The sequence below is a fragment of the Corallococcus sp. CA041A genome (assembly GCF_003612075.1).
GTDB classification, from domain to species: Bacteria; Myxococcota; Myxococcia; order Myxococcales; family Myxococcaceae; genus Corallococcus; species Corallococcus exiguus.
Genome location: NZ_RAWF01000697.1, coordinates 1 through 422, shown reverse-complemented (window position 1 = coordinate 422; position 422 = coordinate 1). Strand labels below are relative to the sequence as shown.

The window sequence follows — 422 nt, the reverse complement described above, 5'->3', positions numbered from 1 at the left end:
ATATTAAAAGACTGTGCTGATGAAGGCTTAATGATATGTCCTCTGGGGATGGATCACCGCGCACCAACCAAATAGAAAATATTACATTGTTGCGTTAGCCAGACAGCCTCAACCAATATATGATGAGCATCTTCCATGTGCCATATTCTTCCGTTGACTGAACATTACGGGGGTCGAATCTGAAACGATAACCTCGACAACGCACTTCGTAAGGCTAGCCCGGCATCAAGTGGGAAGTCTATGCGTCTCCATTGAAGTCAATGACCTCCCAGCTATTGTCATCGTCATCGTTGGAATCAGCAACATCATTCGGTCGGTCTGTTTCCTTCCAGGCCTGCTTGCCCTGGTTGGCGAGAGCTTTCCAGCCCTTGCTGATCTTTTTGACTATAAAGTATGAAGTCAGCAATAGTCTAGCATATAAC

1 protein-coding gene is annotated in these 422 nt (G+C 45.7%); it reads right to left on the bottom strand.

All coding sequences use genetic code 11. The annotated features are described in order from the left end of the window. Positions 1-238: 238 nt before the first annotated feature. Positions 239-422: hypothetical protein (locus D7V77_RS45445; RefSeq protein WP_233597594.1), on the bottom strand; the 184-nt coding region annotated here is incomplete at its 5' end.